Raw genomic sequence first — 19,336 nt, 5'->3', positions numbered from 1 at the left:
GAGGCGGAGAATGCCCACCAACGCGACCAACCTACCCCGACCGACGGGTCCGAGAGAAGAATCCGTGCACGTCAGGAGGCATGACGAGGGTCAGCTGCCGTCCTCGGCGGGGACCGGGGTCGCGAACCGCGGAGCCTGCGGCTCACGCGTCGCATAGACCGTCACGAGCTCCTCCTGGGTGATCGTCGGCACTGCGCCGGCGGTCCGGACCGTGGCCATGGCCCCGCCAGGGATCTCGAGGGCCGTCTCGAGCGTCGACGGGTCGCCGATCACGGTCCACCGGTAGGGCGAGGTGATCTTCTGGCCGTCGACGACGATCCCGCCGTCCCTGTCCTCGAAGTAGCTGCTCGTGACGAGGCGGACGCCGTTGACCTCGACGACCTCGGCTCCCGCGTTGCGCAGCTCCTCGAGGATGTTGAACATCTTGGGAGCCGTGAGCGGCTGGCCGGGCTCGACGATCGACAGCTCGATCCCCGGGCCCTCGGCGGGCAGACGGCCCGAGAGGATCCCCTGGGACTCGGACTGCTTCTGCGCCAGCTCGAGGGCCGCCTGCTGCTGCCCCGACCCCGACTTGAGCTCGTCACGCGTCGACTGGAGCGTCGCGACCCGCTCCTCGAGCTCGTTCGCACGCTGCGTGACCTCGTCGAGGAGGCGCACCAGGTCGCTCTGCCGCAACGACGAGAGCTGCTGCTCCTGCGTCTGACTCACCTGGACGGCGAGCGCGAACCCGAGCAGCGCGCACAGCAGACCTGCGAGCAGCTTGGAGCGTGTGAGCTGGGGACGCATCGCGTGCCCGAGCTTGGACCACCCTCCCGGAGCGTCAGCAGAGGGCGACGCGGCCGCCTCGTGGCGACCGTGCGCCGTCGGGCGTGGTCGCGGGGCGGGCTGCGGCTCGACCGGGCCGTCCTGCCCGACGACGTCTCCCCCGCCCGGCGCTGCGGCCTCGGCGAGCGCGCTGGTCGTCCCGGGCGCGACGGAGATCACCTCGGTGGCACCGGTGGTCGCCAGCGCCTCGTCGGCACCGCGGTCCGCGTCGGCAGACGGCCCTGCGGGGGCCTGCGCGACGACCTCGGCGGCCGTCTCCGGTGCCGGGGTCGCCGGAGCGGGGTCCGGCAGGTGGCCGATCGTGCCGGGGTCGTCGGTCGCGACGTCTGCGCGAGCATCGTCCTGCGGCACGTCGGACGCGCCGACGACCGCGACGGGCGTCTCAGGCTCGACCGGCTCGGACGCCTCGACGGGCACGGGCACCTCGTCCGGGGCCGCGGGGACGTCGGGCTCGATCTCGTCTGCGGCGTCCGCGTCCGTGGCCTCGCCCGTGGCGGGCAAGGGCTCGGCGGGCTCTGCCACGCTGCCGTCCTGCGGGGTCGTCTCCTCGACCGGGGACTCCTCGGGCAGTGCCGCGTCGTCGGGTGTCGGGTTCTTCGCCATCGCTGGTCCTACGCCTTGAACAGGTGCCGGCGGATGGCAGCGGCGTTGGAGAAGATGCGGATGCCGAGGACGACCACGACGCCCGTCGAGAGCTGCGTGCCCACGCCGAGCTGGTCGCCGAGGAAGACGATGAGCGCCGCGACGACGACGTTGGACAGGAACGAGACGAGGAAGACCTTGTCGTCGAACAGCCCGTCGAGCATGGCGCGCAGGCCGCCGAAGAGAGCGTCGAGCGCGGCGACCACCGCGATGGGCAGGTAGGGCTGGAGCGCTACGGGCACGGTGGGCTGGAGCACGAGCCCCGCCACGACGCCCAGGACCAGTCCGACGACTGCGATCATTCCGTGCTCTCCTGCTCTGCGGGTGAACTGTCGGTGCCCGCGGGCTCGTCGCCCCCGGTTGCGGTGGAGTCTACGGCGTGCGCGTAGTACAGGCGTTGCACCCCGTTCCCGGGGAGCGAGAGCTTGCTCTGCGCGACGCGGCTCTGCTGGATGCCCCAGGCCTGGCTGATGGTCATCAGGTAGTCCTGCGCGGCCGACCGGGCGAACGTGGTCTCGAGGGTGTCGGGATCTCCGATCGCCTCGACGCGGTACGGGCCGATCAGGGGCTGGAGGTCCACGAGGATCGCCTCGCCCGCGCTGCGCACGGCGCTGAGCGGGGTCAGACGCTGCCCGTTGATCGCGATCGCTTCTGCTCCCGAGGCCCAGAGGCCGTTGACGACGTGCTGGAGGTCCATGTCCTGGACCTTCTTCTGGAACGAGTCCTCGTCGGACGCCCCGAGCCCCGCCGGTGCGTCCTTGAGCGTCACGACGATCCCCGGTCCCGTCACGGCGATCGAACCGTTCGTCACGCCGTCGACCTTGAGCGACTCCAGGAGGGCGGGGTCGATGTCGGAGAGCGCCTGGGTCTGGAGGGCCTCGGTCTCCTCGCTGAGGGCCGTGGCGCGTGCGGCGAGGTCGTCGACGGCCTCCCGGCGGTCGGTGATCTCGTCCTCGAGGACCTGTCGGGCGGCGATCGCGGACCCCTGGGGAGCCCTGAGGTCGACCGTGGCCGTCGTCGTGACGAAGCCGAGCAGGACGCCCAACGTCACGACCAGGAGCCAGGTGCGAGGGCCCTTCGACTGCTCCTGCCCGGTCGCGCGGCGCGCGGCGGCCTCGGCGTAGCCGGGGTCGAGCGGGCGGTCCATGACCTCGGTCAGCAAGGTCATCGAGGCGTCGACCCGCGGGGGGCGGCGGGGAGCGGGCGCGTCGTTGCGAGGTGCGTGGGTCATCCTGCGGCCGTGTCCTGAGGGTCGGGGCGGTGGCTGGGAGCGAGGAGCTGCCGGGTCTGGCGGACGTACTGGAACCCGGCGAGCCAGTAGAGACCGACTCCCCACCAGGTGAACGCCCAGCCGATGATCGAGGCCGTGGCCCCCAGGGCACCGGGACTCTCGGCGAGCAGGAGCAGAGGGAAGGCGTAGAGCAGCGCGAACGTCGCAGCCTTGCCGACGAAGCTCACGGGCAGCGGGCCGTAGCCGCGGCGTGTGAGCGCCGGCAGCAGAGCCAGCAGCGTCAGGTCCCTGGCCACGATGACGAGCACGAGCCACAGCGGCACGACGTCGCGCCAGGCGAGGCCGAGGAGGGTCACGAAGATGAAGAGGCGGTCGGCTGCCGGGTCGAGCATCTGCCCGAGCTTGGTGACCTGGTTCAGGCGGCGTGCGAGGACGCCGTCGAGCCAGTCCGACGCCCCGGAGATGGCCAGGACCGCGAGCGCCCAGGCGTCGTCGCCGCGGACGATGAGGACGGCGAAGAGGGGGACGAGGGCGAGCCGGAGGAAGCTGATGGCGTTGGGGATGGTGAGGATGCGCGAGCTGACCTCTTGCCCTGCTGCCACGCCCACCGTCCGTTGCTCACTGCGTCTTGCGCATCGCTTGTCCGTCTTCATCCTACGGGTGGTCATCCTAGGGGCGTGGGGGCGGTGTGGTGGGGCATTTACGGTGTTGCTCGGGGTGTTCTTCCGGGTTTGGCATGTTTTGTGTGGGACGTGGTGTGTGTGACAACGGCAATGTGGAACTCGGCGCGGGCGCGGGGCGTTGTGCGTGTGCTGGTTTCGTCTGCGTCCGTTGGCGTTCCGGGGGCTTGTGGTGGAGGTCACCGGGCTCGAGCCCCTGCTGGGGACGGGCGTCGCGTAGACTGGCAGCACAATCTGGAGTTCGTCGCTGTTCCCGCGTGTTCGTGTGAGTGTGGCCCGCCGCTTCTTAGCGCGGGCGAGTCACCGGTGTGTGTTCGGGAGTGCGGCCAGTGGAGAGCCGACTTGGCAACCACGCGTAACTCCCACCCTCAGCGAAACGGTTGAACACATCTCTATGTCTCTTGACACCTCTGCGCCCTCGTACGCCCAGGACCAGGTCGAGGCGGCCCAGGCGCCGGCTCCTGCCGAGCAGTCGGGCCCCACGTTCGCGGACCTCGGTCTGCCCACGAACATCCTCCAGGCCGTGACGGACCTGGGCTTCACCATTCCTTCCGCCATCCAGGAGCGGGCGATCCCTGCACTGCTCTCGGGGCGTGACATCACGGGCGTCGCCCAGACCGGTACGGGCAAGACGGCCGCGTTCGGTCTGCCGATGCTGGCTGCGATCGACCCGAACCTGGGTCGTGTCCAGGGCCTGGTCCTGGCTCCGACGCGTGAGCTCGCGATGCAGGTCGCCGAGGCGATCGAGTCGTTCGCCAAGCACGTGCCGGGCATCGAGGTCGTCGCGGTCTACGGCGGCTCCCCCTACCAGCCTCAGCAGCGTGCGCTGCAGCGTGGCGCCCAGATCGTCGTCGGGACCCCTGGCCGCGTGATGGACCACCTCGAGCGTCGCAGCCTGGTGCTGGACGACATCCGTTACCTGGTCCTGGACGAGGCCGACGAGATGCTGCGCATGGGCTTCGCCGAGGACGTCGAGAAGATCTTCGGCCAGGCTCCGCGTGAGCGTCAGGTCGCCCTGTTCTCCGCGACGATGCCGGCCCCGATCCGTCGCGTGGCCGCCCAGCACCTGAACGACCCGGTCGAGATCGCGGTCACGCGTCAGTCCTCGACGGTCACGTCGGTGCGTCAGACGTACTCGGTGGTGCCGTTCCGTCACAAGACCGGTGCCCTGGTGCGGGTGCTCGCGACCTCGGACGCCGACGCGGCGATCGTCTTCACCCGTACCCGTGGTGCGGCCGAGGAGGTCGGTTCGGCTCTCGTCGAGCGCGGCATCTCGGCGGCCACGATCTCGGGTGACGTGGCGCAGAAGGACCGCGAGAAGATCGTCGAGCGCCTGCGCTCGGGCGCCCTGGACGTGCTGGTCGCGACGGACGTCGCGGCGCGCGGCCTGGACGTGGACCGCATCGGCCTGGTCGTGAACTTCGACCTGCCGGGCGAGCCCGAGGCGTACGTGCACCGCATCGGTCGTACGGGCCGTGCCGGGCGCACGGGCGAGGCCCTGAGCTTCGTGACCCCGGGCGAGCGCAACCGTCTGAAGTTCATCGAGAAGACGATCCGCGCGACGCTCGAGGAGGTCGACGTGCCCTCCCCCGCGGACGTGTCCGCGCACAAGGCGCGCCGCATCCTGGGTCAGGTGGCCGAGCGTCAGGCTGCCGGTCGCCTGTCGATGTACCGCGACCTGGTCGCGGCGTACGTCGCCGAGTCGGACGTGGACCCCATCGACCTGGCGGCCGTGCTGGTCGCCCTGTCGGTCGGCGACGACGGCCCCAAGGCCCGCGAGGAGCAGGAGCTCTTCGAGGCGCAGCGCGCCGAGGCCAAGAACGCTCGCCGTGAGCGCGAGTCGCGTCCCTACGGTGACCGTGACTCCCGCGGTCCGCGTGAGGGTGGCCGTGGCGGCGAGCGTGGCATCCGCCGCGACGCCGTGGGCACCCGGTACCGCCTGGCCGTCGGGCACACGCACGGCGCCCAGCCGTCGGGCATCGTGGGGGCCCTGACGAACGAGGGTGGCCTCAACGGCAAGGACCTCGGCAAGATCGACATCTTCCCGAGCTTCTCGCTGGTGGACATCGCGACGCCGCTCGACTCGGCCACGATCGACCGCATCTCGCGGGCGCGAGTCGCCGGCAAGTCGCTGCGCATCCAGGTCGACCAGGGCGCGCCCCAGGGTGGCCGTGCCCCCCGTGCCGGTGGCTCCGCTCCCCGTTCGGGCGGCTACTCGGGCCACGGCCCGGCCGGTCGCTACGACGAGCGTCCCGAGCGTGGCGGCGAGCGCAAGGCTCCCCGTTACCGCACGGGTGAGCGCTGATCTCTCGCTCGGCCTGACCTCGGGCCGCTGAGCACGACGTGAGGGCCCCCGGAACCGTCAGGTTCCGGGGGCCCTCACGCGTTCCCGGGACCCGGGGCGGTGCGCACGGGAGCGGGGGCCGGGCTGCGGGACGCCCGACGGCGCCGCGTCAGTCCTCGGGCGCCTCGCCCAGGGCCTGGACGAGGGCCGCGAGGCGGGCGGCCTGCTCCTCGCTGCGCCGCGCCCCGTCCGCACGCTGGATGCCCATGACCGCGAGCGCCTTGCCGTCGGAGAGGTCCAGGCGCACCCAGGGGTCGCCGGGGCCGAAGCGCACGGAGAGGACCTCGGCCCATTCCAGGCGGCGGGTGAAGAGGATGTTGTGGACCGTGAGCTGTTCGGGGGTCACGGTGGCCCGGACCTGTCCCAGGCGCCACAGGATCAGCGCGCAGAACGCCCCGACGCCGATGGTGGCGGCCTTGTTCCACCCCGAGTCGGTTCCTGGCCCGGTGGCGACCAGGGCGACGAACGTGCACCCGGCCAGGATCACGACCGCGGCCGTGTAGGCGACCGCGGTGCCCCAGCGGGGCCGGAAGGGGGCGTAGGGGTCGCCGGGCAGGTCTCCGGCGGCCGGTGCGACGTGGCTGCTCACGCCTCCATCCTCCCCCGTGCTCGAGGCCGGGTCGACGCCCGGCGCGCGGGTGCCTCGGTCCACCCCGTGACCTCGTCGCGGGACGCGGCCGCCGGGTGAGGGACCATGGGGCGTGCCCACCACCCGTGCCCTGCACCCCGACGACGCCTCGGCCCTGGCCGACCTCCTGCGCACCAACCGGGAGTTCCTCGCCCCGTTCGAGCCCGAGCGCCCCGAGGAGTGGTTCACGCTCGCGGGCCAGCACGCGAGCGTCGCCGCGGCGCTCGCGCAGGAACGTGCCGGGAGCGTCGCGGCCCGGGTCGTGGTGACCGAGGACGGGCGGGTCGTCGGCTGGATCATCGCCTCGGGGATCGTGCGGGGAGCCCTGCGCTCGTGCGCCCTGGGCTACTGGGTCGACGAGGCGCACAACGGGCGGGGCCTGGCGACCGCGGCCGTGGGAGAGATGGTCGACCACGCGTTCGGGCCGCTGGGTCTGCACCGTGTGCAGGCCGAGACCCTCGTGCACAACACCGCCTCGCAGCGTGTGCTCGAACGCAACGGGTTCACCCGGTACGGCCTGGCCCCGGGCTACCTGCAGATCGCGGGCCGCTGGCAGGACCACGCCATGTACCAGGTGCTGGCGAGCGACGAGCGCCCGGGGCGCTGAGCGCCGCGGGGGGCGGACCCCGCGCTCGTGCGCTCTCACCGGCTCGTGCGCAGGGCGCCCCGGGCGCTCACCAGGCCCGGCCGGGGCTGCGGGGGTATCCGGGAACGACGATGCCCGGTGACCCCCGCGCGAGGACGACGCGTCGAGGCACCGGGCAACGGTCGCCGGGCAGGGTGGCCCGTGGCCTCAGAGGCGGCAGGCGTGGATCGAGGTCACGAGGATCGCGCGCGCCCCGACCTCGTAGAGGGCGTCCATGAGCTTGTTCGTCTGGTCGCGGCGCACCATGGCGCGCACGGCCGCCCAGTCGCGGTCGTGCAGCGGGGAGACCGTCGGGGACTCCAGGCCGGGCGTGAGGGCCACCGCGGCCTCGACGAGGTGTGCGGGCACGTCGTAGTCCATCAGGACGTACTGACGGGCCGTGAGGACGCCCAGCAGGCGGCGCGTGAGCGTCTCCAGGCCCGCGGAGACCGCGTCGTCGCTCACCGAGGCCGGGCGGATCAGGACGGCCTCGGACTTCAGGATCGGGTCGCCGAAGACCTCCAGGCCCGCCCCGCGCAGGGTCGTGCCCGTGGACACGACGTCCGCGACGACGTCGGCGATGCCGAGCTGGACCGCGGACTCGACCGCGCCGTCCAGGTGCACGACCGAGGCCGTGACGCCGTTGGCGCGCAGGTGGTTCTCCACCAGGACCTCGTAGGAGGTGGCCACGCGCAGGCCCTCGACCTGGTCGAGGGATTTGATGGTGCCCACGGGGGCCGCGTAGCGGAACGTGGAGCCCGCGAAGCCCAGCTGCATGTGCTCGACGGCCGCGGCCCCCGAGTCGAGCAGCAGGTCGCGGCCCGTGATGCCGGCGTCGACCGTGCCGGTGCCCACGTACACCGCGATGTCGCGCGGGCGCAGGAAGAAGAACTCGACGTCGTTGTCCGGGTCCGCGAGCACGAGCTCACGGGTGTCGCGGCGCTGGCGGTAGCCGGCCTCGCGGAGCATGTCGACGGCGGGCTCGGACAGGGAGCCCTTGTTGGGAACGGCGATGCGGAGCACGAGATCCTCGCGTTTCTTGGGGAGTTCGGGGAACGGGGCGGTCAGGACGACCGATCACCCGGTCGGTGCGCCGGCGACGGCCGGCACGCAGGGACGGACGGTGGACGACTGCGGACGACGGACATGCGTGAGGGAAGCGACCCGGGTGCCTGAGCCCCCGTGCGCCTCCCCCTGGACCCGGACCTGGCCGGGCTCACAGATGCTTGTACACGTCCTGCAGGGTCAGGCCCTTGGCCAGCAGCAGCACCTGCACGTGGTACAGGAGCTGGGAGACCTCCTCGGCCGTCTTGTCGTCACCCTCGTACTCGGCCGCCATCCATACCTCGGCGGCCTCCTCGACGATCTTCTTCCCGATCGCATGGACACCGGCATCCAGCTCCGCAACCGTGCCGGAACCGGCGGGTCGGGTGGTGGCCTTCTCGGTGAGCTCGGCGAACAGCCCTTCGAACGTCTTCACCCGACCAGGGTAGTCGCCCCGTGACCGGCGGGCCCAACCGTCCCGCCCACCGGTCACCCATCGGTCCCGCGCCCGGCCGACGGGCCCGCCGACGACCCGCCGGACGAGACCTCAGAGGTCGCGCAGCGCCACGACGGTCGCGATCGCCGCCTCGACGGCCTCGGCCCCCTTGTCCTCGCGCGATCCGGGCAGCCCCGCACGGTCCAGCGCCTGCTGCTCGTCGTCGCACGTGAGGACCCCGAAGCCCACCGGGACCCCCGTGCGCACCGAGACGTCCGTCAGGCCCGTGGTCGCGGCCGAGCACACGTACTCGAAGTGCGGGGTCCCCCCGCGGATCACGACGCCGAGCGCGATCACCGCGTCCGCGCCGTGCTCGGCCGCCCGCGCCGCGGCCACGGGCAGCTCGAACGAGCCCGGGACCCGGATCTCCTTGACGTGCGTGACGTGCGCGGCCGCGAGCGCCCGGCGGGCCCCCGCGAGGAGGCCGTCCATGACCTCGGTGTGCCAGCTGGCGGCGACCACGGTGACCCGTAGCCCGGTGCCGTCGACGGTGATCTGGGGTGCTCCTGCGCCGCTCATCGGTCGCTCTCCTCGGTGGTGGTGGGTGTGCTGGTGGGGTCGGTCGGTACGGGCCCGGGGACGGTGGTCGGCTCGGGCGTGATCTCGAGGGTGTCCAGGAGGTGGCCCATCGCGACCTTCTTGGTCATGAGGTACCCGTGGTTGTGCTCGCCGTGCCCGACCTCGAGCCGGTGGGCGTCCACGACGTCGATGCCGTGCGCGGCCAGGCCCGTGACCTTGGCCGGGTTGTTCGTCAGCAGCGTGACGTGGTCCAGGCCCAGGTCGGTGAGGATCGCGGCCGCGGCCCCGTACTCGCGCCGGTCCACGGGCCAGCCGAGCTCGAGGTTGGCCTGCACGGTGTCGAAGCCCGCGTCCTGGAGCTCGTAGGCGCCGATCTTGGCGAGCAGGCCGATCCCGCGGCCCTCGTGCCCGCGCAGGTACACCACGGCCCCGCCCTGGGCGGCCACGCGCTCCATGGAGGCCTGCAGCTGGGGGCCGCAGTCGCAGCGCAGCGACCCGAACGCGTCCCCGGTCAGGCACTCGGAGTGCACGCGCACGAGCGGTGACGCGCCCGCGCCACCCGGACCCGGGTCGACGGCGCCCCCTCCCCCGGCGGGCACCGCCACGGGCACCAGGGCCACGTGCTCGGCCCCCGTGCGCAGGTCGCGGTAGCCATGGACGCGGAAGTGCCCGTGCGCGGTGGGCAGGTCGGCGACGCTCGTGGCCTGCACGCGGGGCGTGGCCCTCGGTGCGGCCTCGTGCTCGGGCACGACGGGGTCGTGCTCGCGGCGCCAGGCGATGAGGTCCGCGATGGTGATGAGGACCAGGCCCGCCTCCGCGGCGGCGTGCGCGGCGTCGTCGAGCCGCATCATGGTGCCGTCGTCGTTGACGAGCTCGGCGATCCCCCCGACCTCGCCCGCCCCGGCCAGGCGCACCAGGTCGACCGCGGCCTCGGTGTGCCCGGCACGGTGCAGCACCCCGCCCGGCACGGCCCGCAGGGGCAGGACGTGCCCCGGGCGGATGAGGTCGCCCGAGCCCGAGGCGGGGTCGGCCAGGACGTGCAGGGTCCGGGCCCGGTCGGCCGCGGAGATGCCCGTGGTCACGCCCGTGGCCGCGTCGACCGTGACCGTGTACGCCGTGCGCCGCGGGTCCTGGCTGTGCGGGACCATGAGCGGCAGGTCCAGGGCGTCGGCGCGCGCGGCCGGCATGGGCGCGCACAGGTAGCCCGAGGAGTGACGGATCGTCCACGCGACCCACTCGGGGGTCACGGTGCGGGCCGCGAAGATCACGTCGGCCTCGTTCTCACGGTCCGGGGAGTCGGCGACCAGGACGGGGCGCCCCGCGCGGATCGCGTCCAGGGCCTCCTCGATGGTGCCGGTGCGCACGGGGTCGACGTGCGGGGCCGAGGCGGGGACGGCGGGTTCTTCACTGCCCGGGAGGGTGCTCATCGCGGTGCCCGTTCCTGTGCTGCGCTCGTGCCGAGCAGGTCGGTGGCGGTCGAGGGGGTCCTCGCGCCCGAGGCGCCGTCCCGGTGGGGCTCGCGGGCGCCGAGCAGGCGCTCGACGTACTTCGCGATCACGTCGACCTCGAGGTTGACCCGGTCGCCCGGCACGAGCGAGCCCAGGATCGTGGCCTCGAGCGTGGTGGGGATCAGCGAGACGCCGAACGTCGTCTCGCCCACGTGCGTCACGGTCAGGGAGACGCCGCTGACCGTGATCGAGCCCTTCTCCGCGACGTAGCGGGTCAGGCCCGCGGGCGCGGACAGGACCAGATCCTCCCACCGTTCGCCCGGCGTGCGGCTCACGAGCTCGCCGACGCCGTCGACGTGGCCCTGGACGATGTGCCCGCCCAGGCGCGTGTCGGCCCGCACGGCCCGCTCGAGGTTCACCGGCGACCCGGCGGCCAGGTCGCCGAGCGCGGTGCGGCGCAGCGACTCGGGCATCACGTCGGCCGTGAACGTGCCGTCCTGACCCACACCCGTCACTGTCAGGCACACGCCGTTGACCGCGATCGAGTCGCCCAGGTGCGCGTCCGAGGTGGCCAGGGGGCCGTGCACGGTCAGGACCGCGTCGGACTCCTGACCGCCCGGGAACGCGATCTCGCGGACCGTACCGATCTCTTCGACGATTCCGGTGAACATCAGCTCTCCTGTTCGGGGGTGGTGCTGGGGACGGTGCTCGGATGGTGTGCGGGGGCAGCGGGTGAGGCGCGGGCCACGACCAGGACGTCCTCGCCCAGGCGGCGCACGTCGTGCGTGGTGAAGCGGGGAGCGCCCGCGAGCGTGCTCACGCCCAGGTCGCCCACCGCACCCAGGCCCGCCCCCAGCAGCACGGGGGCGAGGTAGGCGTGGATCTCGTCGACCACCCCGGCCGCGAGGAACGCGGTCGCCAGGCCGGGCCCGCCCTCGACCAGGACGTGACGCACCTCGCGAGCGCCCAGGTCGGCCAGCACGGCCCGCACGTCGCGCGTGCGCAGGTGCAGCACGGGCCCGCCGCCGTCGGCCCTCCAGGCCCCGCCCGGAGCGAGCCGCACGTGCGCCGGAAGGTCACGGAGCCCGACGACGACCCTCACCGGCTGATGGTCGGCAAGCCCGGGCTCGGGCCCGACCACCCCACCACCTGCCGTCACCGGCCGATCCTCCGCGAGCTCGTGCTCGGGCCCGGCCGCACGCTCGTCACCGTGAGCGGCGCTCGCGGGCGAGGCGACCGGTGTGCGCGCCGTGAGCGACGGGTCGTCGGCCAGGACCGTGCCGGTGCCCACGAGGATCGCGTCGACCTGCGCTCGCACCCGGTGGGCGTGCGCGCGCGCGACCGGACCGGTGATCCACTGCGAGGTGCCGTCGGGGGCCGCCACGCGCCCGTCCAGGGTCGAGGCGAGCTTGAGGGTCACGTACGGGCTCCCGCGGCGCACCGCGACCAGCCACGGGCCGAGCAGCCGTTCGCCCTCGGCCTCGCGCAACCCCGCGGCGACGCGCACCCCGGCCGCGCGCAGGCGCTCGGCGCCCCCGGTGGCGGCGGGGTTCGGGTCGCCCACGGCGTAGACGACCTCGGCCACGCCCGCGTCCAGCAGCGCCTGGGCGCAGGGCCCGGTGCGTCCGGTGTGGTTGCAGGGCTCGAGCGTCACCACGGCCGTCGCGCCGCGCACGTCCACGCCGCGCGCGCGGGCGTCGGCCAGGGCCGCGGCCTCGGCGTGCGCGGTGCCCGCGCCCCGGTGGAAGCTCTCGGCGAGCACCGCCCGGGGTGCGTCGTCCACGGGTCCGGGAGCGGCGCCGTCGGGCAGGGAGTCCAACGGGCGGGGCACGGCCCCCAGCAGGACACAGCCCACGCGCGGGTTGGGGCCGTGCGCCGGACCGCGCGCGGCCAGCTCAAGCGCGCGCACCATCGCGGCGTCGATCGTCAGGGTGGGCCTGGCGCCCATACGTCCTCCTCCCGGTGAGCACGACGCTCCGGGGTGAGGGGTGGCGGACGCCACGGGACCCGAGGGTCCACGGACGTCACGACACCACGGCACAGGGCTCCGCCCCGCGCCGCCACGTACTTCCTCCCATCCGGACTTTCACCGTCGGTCCTGGAGTTCCACCAGGTCAACCACGCCGAGGCGTGGGTCGCGGACTGTCACCGCCGGCTCGGAATTACACCGACCCCGGAGCACGTGTGTGCGTACTGCTCATGCTGTCGAGCCCGGACCCCGCCCACCGAAGGTGCGCGCCGGGCCCGGCTTCTCGTCTCCACCCAGCATGCCACACCGGCGTTCGACGGCGGGCACGCGGACCTGCCCGTCCCGCGGGCTGGACCGATGTGAACGACGTCAGTGCGCGTGGCCCTCCGCGAGCGCCCGCAGGGCCGCGATCTCCTCGGGGATGTTCTCCGCCCCGTAGACCGCCGAGCCCGCGACGAACACGTTGGCCCCGGCCTCGGCTGCGCGCTCGATCGTGGCGCGCGAGACGCCGCCGTCGACCTGGATCCACACGTCGAGGCCGGCCTCGGACACGGCGTCGCGGATGCGGCGGATCTTGGGCAGCGTGCCGTCGATGAAGGACTGGCCGCCGAAGCCCGGCTCGACAGTCATGACCAGGAGCATGTCGAACTCGGGCAGCAGGTCGAGGAACGGCTCGACCGACGTCGCGGGGCGCAGCGCGAGGCCCGCGCGCGAGCCCAGGCGGCGCAGCTCGCGCGCCAGGCGCACGGGGGCCGTGGCGGCCTCGGCGTGGAAGGTGACGGACGCGGCGCCGGCCTCGGCGTAGCCGGGAGCCCAGCGGTCCGGGTCGGCGATCATGAGGTGCGCGTCGATCGGCACCGGGGACACCTGGGCCAGGCGCTCGAAGATCGGCAGCCCCAGGGTCAGGTTGGGCACGAAGTGGTTGTCCATCACGTCGACGTGCGCGTAGTCGGCGGTCGCGATCGCGCCCAGGTCGCGCTCGAGGTTCGCGAAGTCGGCGGACAGGATGCTGGGGGCGATGAGTGCGGACATGGGCACCAGCCTAGAGTGCACCCGCTCCGCGTGCGGAGACGCGGAAGGGCCGGGCCGGGTGGTCTTCACCACCCGGCCCGGCCGCGGACGGCAGCGCTCAGGCCCGACGGCGCAGCAGCGTCAGGTGCATCGCGTCGGTCCCGTGCACGTGCGGCCACAGCTGCACGTCGGTGCGGTCCGCGAGGGGGATGTCGTCCCCCGCGACCTGCCGCACGGCCGCGGCCGCGTCGAGGACCTCGACGTCGTCGCGCCCGGCCAGGACGTCCTTGACCACGAGCTGGGTCTCCGCGAGGTGCGGGGAGCACGTGACGTACCCGACGACGCCGCCGGGGCGCACGGCGTCCAGGGCCGAGCCGAGGAGCTCGCGCTGCAGCGTCGTGAGGGTCGCGATGTCGCCGGGGGTGCGGCGCCAGCGCGACTCGGGGCGCCGGCGCAGCGCCCCCAGACCGGTGCAGGGCGCGTCGACCAGGACGCGGTCGTACGCGCCGGGCTCCTCGACCCCCACCCGGCGACCGTCGCCCACCTGCACGCGCTCGACCGCGTCCGCGGGCACGGCCGCGAGCGCCTGCTCGACCAGGCGGGCCCGGTGCGGGGCGACCTCGTTCGCGACGATGCGTGCGCCCTGCTCGCCCGCGAGGGACGCCAGGAGCGCGGCCTTGCCGCCGGGGCCCGCGCACAGGTCGAGCCAGCGCTCGTCGGGGTTGGCTGCGCCGTCGGGCAGGTCGCCCGCCGTCCCACCGGTGCCGGCGCCTGCAGTGGTGTGCTCGGGCACGCTGGGCAGCGTGGGCACCGCGGCGAACGCGAGGGTCACGAGCTGGCTGCCCTCGTCCTGGACGCCCGCGGCCCCGTGGCGGACCGCGGGGATCGCGGCCGGGTCCGAGCCGGACAGGACCAGGGCCGTGGGCGCCCAGCGCCCGGGGGCCGTGGTGGCGTCCCCGCGCACGTCGTGCGTGACCTCGCCCGCGAGGCGCTCGCGGCTGACCAGTCCGGGGCGCGCGACGAGGGTCACCCGGGGTGCGGTGTTGTCGGCCTCGAGGAGCTCGGCCAGGTCGTCGGCCGAGCGTCCCGTGCCGACCAGTGCCTCGCGCATGGCGCGGGCGATCCACACGGGGTGGGACTGGGTGATCGCGAGGCGCGTGACGTCGTCGGGCGCGTCGGCGGAGATGACCTCGAGCCACTCCTCGAGGGTCGAGCGGGAGATCTTGCGCAGGACCGCGTTGACGAACTGGGCGCTGCCCGCCCCGGCGCGGGCGCGGGCCAGGCCCACGGTCTCCGAGACGGCCGCGTGCTGGGCCACGCGCATGCCCAGGAGCTGGTGGGCGCCCAGGCGCAGCAGGTCGAGCACGTTCGGGTCGACCTGGTCGAGCGGGCGGTCCACGCACCGGGAGACGATCGCGTCGTAGCGCCCGCGCAGGCGCAGGGTGCCGTAGGCGAGCTCGGTCGCGAAGGCCGCGTCGCGCCCGCGGATGCCGCGCACGCGCAGCAGGGGCGGCAGGACGAGGTTCGCGTAGGCGTCGGAGGACGCGACCTCCTGCAGGACGTCGAACGCGACGTTGCGCGCGGGGTCGGTCACCTTGGCCCGCTGGGAGGGCGCCGACTCCGACCGCTGGCCCGCGCCCCGGGCGCGGGCCGCGCCGCGCTCGCGGCCCTGGGCGTCGCGGCGGTCGCCGCCGGGCCGGTCGGGTCCGGTGCCCCCGCCGCGCTGGGGGCTTCCGGGGGTGCGTGCCTCGCCGCTCATGCGTGGTCCTTCGTGTCGTCGGGGGTCCCCAGGACGACGTGGTCGCCCAGGCGGGCGCCGCGGGCCCAGTCGGTCGCGGCCATGTGCTTCTTGCCCACGGGGGCGACCTCGCCGAGCGCGACCGCGTGCGTGCCGGTGCCCACGAGGACCTCGCGCTTGCCGGCGCGCAGCTCGCCGGGGGCCAGGTCCTGCACGTCGGGGCGCGGCGCGACGGGTCCCAGGCCCAGGCGGGCACCGTCGGGCAGCGTGGTCCAGGCCCCGGGTGCGGGCGTGCAGCCGCGCACCTGACGGTCGATCGCGAGCGCCGGGTGGGCCCAGTGCACGTGCGCGTCCTCCGGGAGGAGCTTGGCGGCGGTGCTGACGCCCTCGGCGGGCTGGGCGACCGGGGAGGCCACGCCGTCCTCGATCGCGTCGAGCGTGGCCACGAGCAGGCCGGCCCCCGAGGTCGCCAGGCGTCCCAGGAGGTCGCCCGCGGTGTCGCGGGGGCGGATGGTCTCGGTCGCGGTGCCCAGCACGGGGCCGGTGTCCAGGCCCTCCTCGAGGAGGAAGGTCGTGGCGCCGGTGACCTCGTCGCCCGCGATGATCGCGCGCTGCACGGGGGCTGCGCCGCGCCAGGCGGGCAGCACCGAGAAGTGCAGGTTGACCCAGCCGTAGCGGGGCACGTCGAGCACCTCGCGGCGCAGGATCTGCCCGTACGCCACGACGGGTGCGCAGTCGATCTCGAGGGCCTCGAGCCGGGCGACGAACTCCGCGCCGCGGGGCCGGTCGGTGAGGACCGGGATCCCGGCCTCCTCGGCCCGGACCCGCACGGGGCTCGGGGTCAGCTTGCGGCCGCGGCCCGAGGGTGCGTCGGCGCGGGTGAGGACGGCGACCACCTCGTGCCGGGAGTCGATCAGGGCATCGAGGGCCGGGACGGCCGCTTCCGGGGTTCCGGCGAAGAGCACACGCATGGGGCGAGTCTAGGCGGTGCACCCCTGCGGGCAGGGACGGCGCTGCACCGCGGGCGGCCCGGACCGGGCGGTGCGCGGGGCCCGGTGCGGCGTGAGCGCCCGGGCCGGGTCAGGGCGCGGATCAGGCCGCGGCGACCTGGACGCCGAGCTCTCGCAGCCTCGCGCGCAGCCCCTCGACGTGCTCGAAGCGCAGCGTCCGGAAGCCCAGCGCCCGGGCGGCCGTGACGTTCGCCACGGAGTCGTCGACGAAGAGCGTGCGCGCGGGGTCCAGCGCGAAGCGCTCGGCCGCGACCTCGAAGATGCGCGGGTCCGGCTTGACGAGCCCCACGCGCCCCGAGACCAGGACGTCCTCCATGAGCCCGACCGCCGGCGCGGCGGGCTCGGCCTCGTGGAACATCTCCGCGGACCAGTTAGTGAGCCCGTACAGCCGGACGCCGAGCGCGAGCAGCTCGCGCACGACCTCCTCGGTGCCGGGCACGGGCCCCACGAGGCTCGCCGCGAAGTTCTCGGTGTACACGTCGAGCGTGCTCACGTGCTCGGGGTGGTGCTCGGCGAGCTCGCGGCGCGCGTCGGCCCAGGACCGGCCCGCGTCCTGGCGCGCGTTGAACGTGGGGAAGTCGACGGCCTCGAAGAAGGCCTCGACGTCGGCGCGGGCCATGCGTCCCTCGTAGGCCGCGTACGGGTCCCACGTCACCAGGACGTTGCCGAAGTCGAAGAGCACGGTGTCGATCACGGGGGCGGGGGCGCTCCCCCCGGGGTCGGTGCTCGGGGTCGGGGGCGTGGCGGGGTTCACAACATCTCCTTGGGGTCGAGCTGGACGCGGACGGTCCCACCTTCTCGCTTCGCCGAGCGCACCGCGAGGGAGGCCGAGAGCTCGCGCGCGAGCCGGCGCCCCTCGCGGAGCGGCACACGCACGATCGTGCGCACGGGCGGCTGCAGCGACGGGTCGCGCGCCGGGCCGCCGCGCGCGGGGCGTCCCGCGGCCTCGGCGACCTCTACCGGCCCGAGCGTCGTCGAGGCGTCCGCCAGGCCCACCCGGGCGACGACCGCGTCCACGGCCTGCCGGTCCCCCGTGACCGCGGCGACCCGCACCGCGGGCGGCAGGTCGAGCTCGCGGCGCTCGGCCAGCTCGCGGTCCGCGAACCCCGCCGGGTCCCAGCGCACCAGGGCGTTGGTGGGCCCCGGGGCCGCGTCGCCCACGAGCAGCACCTGGCCGCCCTCGCGCGCCGAGCGCACCAGGCCCGCGGCCGCGAGCCAACGGTGCAGGGCGTCCTGGGCGACCGCGAGCCCCACGTGCGCGGTGCTCAGCGCCGCGTCGAGCAGCAGCGCGGCCGCGTAGCCGCCCTCGGCCACGGGCTCGGCGCCCGGGGTCGCCACGACCACGGCGGGGCGCGGCCCGACGGCGGCGATCACCCCGCCCGGGGCGCTCGCCCCCGAGACGCGCACCGCCACGCCCGGGAAGGCGCGGCCGAGCTCCTCGGCCGTGCGACCCGACCCGACGCGCACCGAGCGCAGGCCCGTCCAGTGGCACTCGTCGCACGACCACGCCCCGGCCAGGGCCCCGCACCACGCGCACTGCGGCGGGGCCCCGGGCCCGGGCAGCATGAGCGGCCCGTGGCACGTGCCGCAGTGCGCGGCCGTGCGGCAGCGGGCGCACGCCACCACGGGCATGTACCCGGCGCGCGGGACCTGGACCAGCACCGGCCCGGCGCCCAGCGCGTCCCGCACGGCACGCCACGCCGCGCTCGGCAGGCGCGCGGCGGCCCCAGCCCCCTCCGACGCGAGCTCGACCGACGTCAGCGCCCGCACCCGCGGGGCCCGCGCGCGCAGCACCTCGCGCGGCGCCGCGACCTCCCGGGCCCAGCCCGACTCGAGCAGCGCCTGGGCCTGCACCGTGCGGCTGACCGAGCCGAGCAGGAACGCGGCCCCCTCCAGCTCGCTGCGCAGCGCGAGGACCTCACGCGCGTGCGGGTAGGGCGAGCGGGGCTCGGCGAGGGTCTCCTCGCCGTCGTTCCAGCACGCCACGAGGCCCAGGTCCTGGACGGGCGCGAACGCCGCGGCCCGCGTGCCGATCACGATCGGTACCTCGCCCCGCAGCGCCGCGAGGAAGCTGCGGTAGCGCGGCGAGGGGCCCTCGTCCGCGGTGAGCCGCACGAACTGCCCGTCCTGGCGCGCCGTGCGGGCCGTGTAGCCGGCGAGCTCGAGCGCGCGCGCCATCTGGTCGACGTCCCGCGCGTCCGGCAGCACGACGAGCGCCCCGCGCCCGCCCGTCACGGTCGCGCGCACGGCCTCGGCCAGGGCCAGTGCCCAGTGCTGGACGGCCTGCGCCGGGTCCTCGTTGCCCGCGGCCCGGGCGCCCTGGACGGGCACGCCGTCGGCCACGCGGCCCGGCAGGGCCGTCCAGACCGCGCGCGGGACCGACCCGCCGACCAGGTGGTTCAGGAACGCGGCGCCGCCGCGGTAGGGGGCCCACTCGGAGGGGCGCGCCGGGCCCGCAGGCGCGTCCACTGCCTCCACGGGCGCCGCGAGGTTACGTGCACCCGCACGGGCGCCGGGCGCTGCGGGCTCCGGGGCGCTCGCAGGGCCCGGGGCGTCGGCGCTCGGGTCAGCCGGGGCGTCCGGGACGACGGGCTCGTTGCCCGACGGCGCCGCTTCCGCCCGCGCGTGACGCGGCGGGATCGCGAGGCGCAGGACGTCCGAGAGCGTGCCCGCGTAGTGGTCCGCGACCGTGCGGCACAGCTGCGCGACCTGCGGGGTGAGGACCTGCTCGGGAGAGACGAGGCGCTTGAGCGGCACGAGACGGCCGTCGTGGTCGCTGTGCTCGGCCCGGGCCAGGACGAACCCGTCCACCTCCTGCGGCCCGAACCGCGCCTTGACGCGGACCCCGGGCTGGACGCCCGCAGCCATCGCGGCCGGGACCAGGTAGTCGAACGTGCGGTCCAGGTGGTGAGGCGACAGGTCGAGGACCACGCGTGCGACGGGCAGGTCGCTCGAGAGCTCGAGCGCCCCCACCGGGCGTGCCCCTTTGCCCGGGGACCGCGCAGCCCGCGGAGCCGCCTCGGGAGCGGGGAGCAGCGTGAGCTGCTCGCCCGCGTCCTCGGTAGCGGTGTCCTGGCTGGTCATCGCCCTATCTCAGCACGCGCCACCCACACCGGGCGAACCGCG

The 19,336-nt window shown here is 74.8% G+C and carries 18 protein-coding genes and 1 riboswitch; of the genes, 2 read left to right on the top strand and 16 right to left on the bottom strand.

Annotated elements, in window-relative coordinates; translation table 11 throughout:
• Positions 1-90 precede the first annotated feature (90 nt).
• Genes ASE15_RS13310 through ASE15_RS13295 form a run of 4 tightly spaced genes read right to left on the bottom strand, consistent with a single transcriptional unit; the run spans position 91 to position 3,300 of the window.
• Positions 91-1,428: a DUF881 domain-containing protein gene (locus tag ASE15_RS13310; protein ID WP_056763631.1), complete on the bottom strand. Its 1,338-nt coding sequence runs from the start codon at positions 1,426-1,428 to the stop codon at positions 91-93.
• Between the two features lie 8 nt (positions 1,429-1,436).
• A complete protein-coding gene (locus tag ASE15_RS13305) occupies positions 1,437-1,769 on the bottom strand; it encodes a small basic family protein (protein WP_056651935.1) in 333 nt (110 codons plus the stop codon).
• A complete protein-coding gene (locus ASE15_RS13300; RefSeq protein WP_082608956.1) occupies positions 1,766-2,698 on the bottom strand; it encodes a DUF881 domain-containing protein in 933 nt (310 codons plus the stop codon). Before ASE15_RS13300 ends, ASE15_RS13305 begins: the two co-directional genes overlap by 4 nt.
• Positions 2,695-3,300, bottom strand: a complete 606-nt coding sequence (locus ASE15_RS13295; RefSeq protein WP_056651938.1) for a CDP-alcohol phosphatidyltransferase family protein — start codon at positions 3,298-3,300, stop codon at positions 2,695-2,697. Before ASE15_RS13295 ends, ASE15_RS13300 begins: the two co-directional genes overlap by 4 nt.
• A gap of 472 nt (positions 3,301-3,772) precedes the next feature.
• On the opposite strand from ASE15_RS13295, the gene ASE15_RS13290 reads away from it, so the two are divergent.
• Positions 3,773-5,683, top strand: a complete 1,911-nt coding sequence (locus ASE15_RS13290; RefSeq protein ID WP_056763630.1) for a DEAD/DEAH box helicase — start codon at positions 3,773-3,775, stop codon at positions 5,681-5,683.
• A 148-nt stretch (positions 5,684-5,831) separates the two neighbouring features.
• On the opposite strand, the gene ASE15_RS13285 is transcribed toward ASE15_RS13290, so the two are convergent.
• Positions 5,832-6,311 (bottom strand): PH domain-containing protein, encoded by a 480-nt coding sequence (locus ASE15_RS13285; RefSeq protein ID WP_056652307.1) that lies wholly within the window; start codon positions 6,309-6,311, stop codon positions 5,832-5,834.
• A gap of 112 nt (positions 6,312-6,423) precedes the next feature.
• Between ASE15_RS13285 and ASE15_RS13280 the strand changes: the two genes are divergently transcribed.
• Complete coding sequence (locus tag ASE15_RS13280; protein WP_056763629.1) at positions 6,424-6,957, top strand: GNAT family N-acetyltransferase; 534 nt, start codon at positions 6,424-6,426, stop codon at positions 6,955-6,957.
• Between the two features lie 186 nt (positions 6,958-7,143).
• Here ASE15_RS13280 and hisG read toward each other — a convergent pair whose 3' ends face one another.
• The 11 genes from hisG to ASE15_RS13225 form a co-directional block, all read right to left on the bottom strand.
• A complete protein-coding gene (gene hisG, locus ASE15_RS13275; RefSeq protein WP_056651948.1) occupies positions 7,144-7,998 on the bottom strand; it encodes an ATP phosphoribosyltransferase in 855 nt (284 codons plus the stop codon).
• A 193-nt stretch (positions 7,999-8,191) separates the two neighbouring features.
• On the bottom strand, positions 8,192-8,455 hold the full coding sequence (locus tag ASE15_RS13270) for a phosphoribosyl-ATP diphosphatase (RefSeq protein WP_056651951.1): 264 nt from the start codon (positions 8,453-8,455) through the stop codon (positions 8,192-8,194).
• Between the two features lie 111 nt (positions 8,456-8,566).
• Positions 8,567-9,034 carry a 6,7-dimethyl-8-ribityllumazine synthase gene (gene ribH / locus ASE15_RS13265; RefSeq protein WP_056651954.1) on the bottom strand — a complete coding sequence of 156 codons (468 nt, stop codon included), beginning with the start codon at positions 9,032-9,034 and terminating at the stop codon, positions 8,567-8,569.
• Positions 9,031-10,461: a 3,4-dihydroxy-2-butanone-4-phosphate synthase gene (ribB, locus tag ASE15_RS13260; protein ID WP_082608958.1), complete on the bottom strand. Its 1,431-nt coding sequence runs from the start codon at positions 10,459-10,461 to the stop codon at positions 9,031-9,033. Before ribB ends, ribH begins: the two co-directional genes overlap by 4 nt.
• A complete protein-coding gene (locus ASE15_RS13255; RefSeq protein WP_056763628.1) occupies positions 10,458-11,153 on the bottom strand; it encodes a riboflavin synthase in 696 nt (231 codons plus the stop codon). The genes ribB and ASE15_RS13255 overlap by 4 nt, the downstream gene beginning before the upstream one ends.
• Positions 11,153-12,430, bottom strand: a complete 1,278-nt coding sequence (ribD, locus tag ASE15_RS13250) for a bifunctional diaminohydroxyphosphoribosylaminopyrimidine deaminase/5-amino-6-(5-phosphoribosylamino)uracil reductase RibD (RefSeq protein WP_056763626.1) — start codon at positions 12,428-12,430, stop codon at positions 11,153-11,155. Before ribD ends, ASE15_RS13255 begins: the two co-directional genes overlap by 1 nt.
• Before the next feature lie 112 nt (positions 12,431-12,542).
• Positions 12,543-12,668, bottom strand: a riboswitch (FMN riboswitch).
• A 152-nt stretch (positions 12,669-12,820) separates the two neighbouring features.
• Positions 12,821-13,483: a ribulose-phosphate 3-epimerase gene (gene rpe / locus ASE15_RS13245; protein ID WP_056651964.1), complete on the bottom strand. Its 663-nt coding sequence runs from the start codon at positions 13,481-13,483 to the stop codon at positions 12,821-12,823.
• A 97-nt stretch (positions 13,484-13,580) separates the two neighbouring features.
• A complete protein-coding gene (locus ASE15_RS13240) occupies positions 13,581-15,221 on the bottom strand; it encodes an RsmB/NOP family class I SAM-dependent RNA methyltransferase (RefSeq protein WP_056651967.1) in 1,641 nt (546 codons plus the stop codon).
• Positions 15,218-16,171 (bottom strand): methionyl-tRNA formyltransferase, encoded by a 954-nt coding sequence (gene fmt, locus ASE15_RS13235; protein ID WP_056763624.1) that lies wholly within the window; start codon positions 16,169-16,171, stop codon positions 15,218-15,220. The genes ASE15_RS13240 and fmt overlap by 4 nt, the downstream gene beginning before the upstream one ends.
• Before the next feature lie 121 nt (positions 16,172-16,292).
• Positions 16,293-16,964, bottom strand: a complete 672-nt coding sequence (locus ASE15_RS13230) for an HAD family phosphatase (protein WP_082618425.1) — start codon at positions 16,962-16,964, stop codon at positions 16,293-16,295.
• On the bottom strand, positions 16,961-19,294 hold the full coding sequence (locus ASE15_RS13225; protein ID WP_056763622.1) for a primosomal protein N': 2,334 nt from the start codon (positions 19,292-19,294) through the stop codon (positions 16,961-16,963). Before ASE15_RS13225 ends, ASE15_RS13230 begins: the two co-directional genes overlap by 4 nt.
• Between the last annotated feature and the right edge of the window lie 42 nt (positions 19,295-19,336).

Origin of the sequence: Oerskovia sp. Root22 (genome assembly GCF_001429135.1) — a bacterium.
In the GTDB taxonomy this organism is placed as follows: Bacteria; Actinomycetota; Actinomycetes; order Actinomycetales; family Cellulomonadaceae; genus Oerskovia; species Oerskovia enterophila.
The sequence above is the reverse complement of the archived record's forward strand: the minus strand, read 5'-3'. Positions and strand labels throughout refer to the sequence as shown.